Source organism: Ruegeria sp. CDSC085 (genome assembly GCF_059610465.1).
In genome coordinates, this window is sequence record NZ_JBXWNR010000048.1 from 1 (window position 1) to 3,372 (window position 3,372).

2 protein-coding genes are annotated in these 3,372 nt (G+C 51.7%); one reads left to right on the top strand and one right to left on the bottom strand.

Going from position 1 to position 3,372, the window contains the following annotated elements; genetic code table 11:
- On the top strand, nucleotides 1–1,341 hold a 1,341-nt coding region (locus tag AC2FJB_RS22735; RefSeq protein ID WP_171364753.1), incomplete at its 5' end, for a hypothetical protein.
- A 193-nt stretch (nucleotides 1,342–1,534) separates the two neighbouring features.
- Here the strand turns inward: AC2FJB_RS22735 and AC2FJB_RS22740 are convergent.
- Nucleotides 1,535–3,247: an adenylate/guanylate cyclase domain-containing protein gene (locus AC2FJB_RS22740; protein ID WP_171617722.1), complete on the bottom strand. Its 1,713-nt coding sequence runs from the start codon at nucleotides 3,245–3,247 to the stop codon at nucleotides 1,535–1,537.
- Nucleotides 3,248–3,372: the final 125 nt, after the last annotated feature.

The window sequence follows — 3,372 nt, forward strand, 5'->3', positions numbered from 1 at the left end:
GACGACTACCTGCCGAGTGATCAGACGTCCGGACCGAAGCCGAAGACTGCATTCAGGCATCAACTGCGGGTGTTGGTTCTAGACCTGTATGTCGCTTGGTTGGAAGACCCGGAACTGTCTATCGGCGTCTCTATGTCCTCGAACTACTGGGACACGTCTTCCCGCTATAACGCGATCCATATATCCAAGAAGATCATCCTGATCATTCGCACCCTAATCGAAGCAGGACTATTGGATGTTGCAAAGGGCAGTTACTCGGGTCCTCTCGCCCGGGGGAACAGAACGACGAGGATACGAGCCTCCGAGGTGCTCCAGGGGTGGTTCGCCGAAGTGGCATTCAGACGAGATGACGTTGGTCGGGTCGAAGGTGAAGAAATCATCATTCTCAGAGGCGACAACGCAGAGGCACTGGTCGAGTACGAGGATACCGACGAGATCATCAGAATGCGGGCTGAACTTGAGCGCTATAACCAAGTAATCGCTGATGCTTTCATTGATATCCCTATATTGGATGAACCAAGGGTCGATGATGTCACCACCGACCATCATCACAAGCTTACCCGCAGGATATTCAGTCGTTCGAACTTCAACCTGAATGGGCGCTTTCATGGTGGTTGGTGGCAGCAGATCAACAGTGACTGGAGGTCAAAGATCTTCATCAACGATACGCCCGTCGTCGAGGTGGACTTCCGCAGTCTCCATGTCTCGTTGCTCAGCCTTCGAGCAGGAAAAGAACTTGACGGCGATCCCTATGAGTTGCCCGACATACTGGGTGCATGGCTACCTCCAGTGCTACAGCGTCAATTTATCAAGCGGCTTGTACTCACAGCGATAAACGCTGGTTCTAGGGATGCTGCTTTCCGGGCGTTTCGAAGCGAATACCCAACCGGCCACGCAGGCAAGACGCTGACTAACGAACAACTGGATAAGTTACTGAAGGGATTCCTGGAGAAGACCCCTCACATCGAGGACTTTCTGTTCGCGGATCAAGGTATCCAGTTGATGAACCTTGATGGTCAGATAGCGGAGCGCGTTCATCGTTATTTCTGCGATCAGGCAGTGCCAGTCCTGTCCGTGCATGACAGTTTTATCATCGACTATACCCGGGTGGGCGAACTGAAACGGGTTATGGCCGAGGCGTCAGCGGAAGTGGCCGGTGCACCGTTACCAACATCGAACAAGTTCTACGGGCTGGACGAACAAGCCGATCCCAATGCCGACCATGTGAAAGATTATGTGATATGGCGGCAGACGGCCCGGTCCGAGGCGTATCTTCAACGATTGGCGGAACATGAACGGAGAACTGGGCGAGAGGTGGTGCCGTCCGAAGCTCAAAATTGACGCTGCAGAAACAAGTGGGCCGAGCTATCGGACAGACGAAGGGTTGAATTGTGGATAAATCAGTTTCTAACACTCCGTGAAGTCACAGGAAGCTATTGCTGTGCTCATTCAGTTCTTTCATCTTCAATTTTGTGACCTGACGTTCACTTGGAGCGGTGCGAAGCTAAAGCCTTTGCAAAAACGCTACGGATACTCATTTTGGCAACCCTGCTTTTAACCAACCTTCGCGCCAACTATCTGCACAGGATGGAACAGTGAATATTGGCATTTGTGTCTGCGCTGAGGCTGCAGTCAGGCCCGGGCGCAACGTCTGAAGGTCCGCTACCGCTTTGCGAGCTGCAGCATCATCGGTGAGGTGTCCCAAAGCAGCAATCAGCATAAGATGGCTCATTACGAAGTTTGAGCGTACAGATAAAGCTTCTCGGCAAGCCTTAGCCGATTCTTCATAACGCCCAAGGTGAAAAAGCGCGCTAGCCTGAGCAAGGTAAGCAGCGTGGCGCAATGGATCGTGAGGGCTGAGCTCAACAGATTGAACCGCGTGACTTAGTGCTTCCTCTGGACGATCAAGAAGAAAAAGGTTGATGGAGCCCAGCATATGGACCGTTGCGGCATTTGGATTTTGCTCAAGAGCTTGTTTGAAAGCAACCCGCGCGCGTGGCAGGTCTCGCGCCAGCATAGAGATTGAATGCGCAGCGTACGCCAACGCGATGCCGTCTGCACGATCGCTCAACAGAACCCGCTCGGCTGCCTTAATAGCCTCTTTCGGCCCTTCACCAATTGGCTCAAGCCCTTGAACCATTCGTTGAATATGCAACCAAGCCAACAGCCCTGACGCGGATGCGTATTCTGGATCACGCCTCAATGCGAGGTTTGTCAGACGTATGGCCTCTCGATTGTCTTGATCCGTTAAAAGATGGAAATGCGATTGTGCTCGAAGATATAGTTCATAAGCTTCCAAATTTTCCGTAGGTTTTGCCCGCGCTCGGTTAGTTTCGGCGTGCCTTAAAGACGGTTCAATCGCGGTTACGACCTCCAGCGTTACTTTGTCTTGAAGGTCAAAAATATCATCAAGCACGCCGTCGAAGCGGTCTGCCCAGAGATGACTGTTGTCTTCCGCATCAATCAACTGCCCTGTAATGCGGACTCGTTGAGCTGCTCGTCTGACTGAACCCTCGAGAACGTAGCGCACTCCAAGAATGCGACCCACTTCGCGTATGTCCGTGCTTTTTCCTTTGAATGTAAAAGATGAATTTCTTGCCACGACCATCAGCCAACGGAAACGAGACAACTCTGTGATAATGTCTTCGGTGATGCCGTCCGCAAAAAACTCCTGTTCGGGATCACCAGACATATTGTCGAATGGCAGCACTGCAATCCCGGGTCTGACATCTGCCTTTTCTGACAGATTGGCAAAAGTGCCCTTTGGCCAGCACCAAACACCAATGCGGCGCGTGATGTTTTTGAGTTCTGTCTGCTCACCGCCATCGAATTTGGATGCGTCACCTCGGTCAAGACTGTTGTGAGATGTGTCCGATATCAAAACCTGATCCGGTTCGGCTAGCGCTTCGAGACGAGCGGCGACATTTATTCCGTCACCAAAAATGTCATCGCCTTCTGTAACGACCTCGCCAGTATGAATGCCAATTCGAAGCTTGATGCTCTCTGGTTTCTGCGCTGACTGTAATGCAATAGCGCAATCTGCAGCGTCTGATGTGGACTTAAACTCGGCAATCCAACCGTCGCCCAAGCTTTTGATCAATGTCCCCCTGTGGGCTTGTAGCAGCGACTGAAGTGTATCTTCACGGAATGATCTAAGCGCAGCAATCGTACCTTCACGGTCATGATCCATCAGTGCTGAATATCCGACGATGTCCGCCGCAAGCACTGTGGTAAGCCGTCTGTCCATTCGTTCCCCCGTTTTGAGGAACTTAGCGCGACACTCAACTTCTGTCAGCCCGACAACTTTGCCTTTGAGCGTTAATCCCTAAGTCCCAAACTGCTCTCAAAATCCATTCCATGCTGGAGATCATG

Bases quoted from the DNA above. Each gene is read 5' to 3' on its own strand.
- AC2FJB_RS22740 (WP_171617722.1), bottom strand. From the start codon at position 3,247: ATGGACAGACGGCTTACCACAGTGCTTGCGGCGGACATCGTCGGATAT.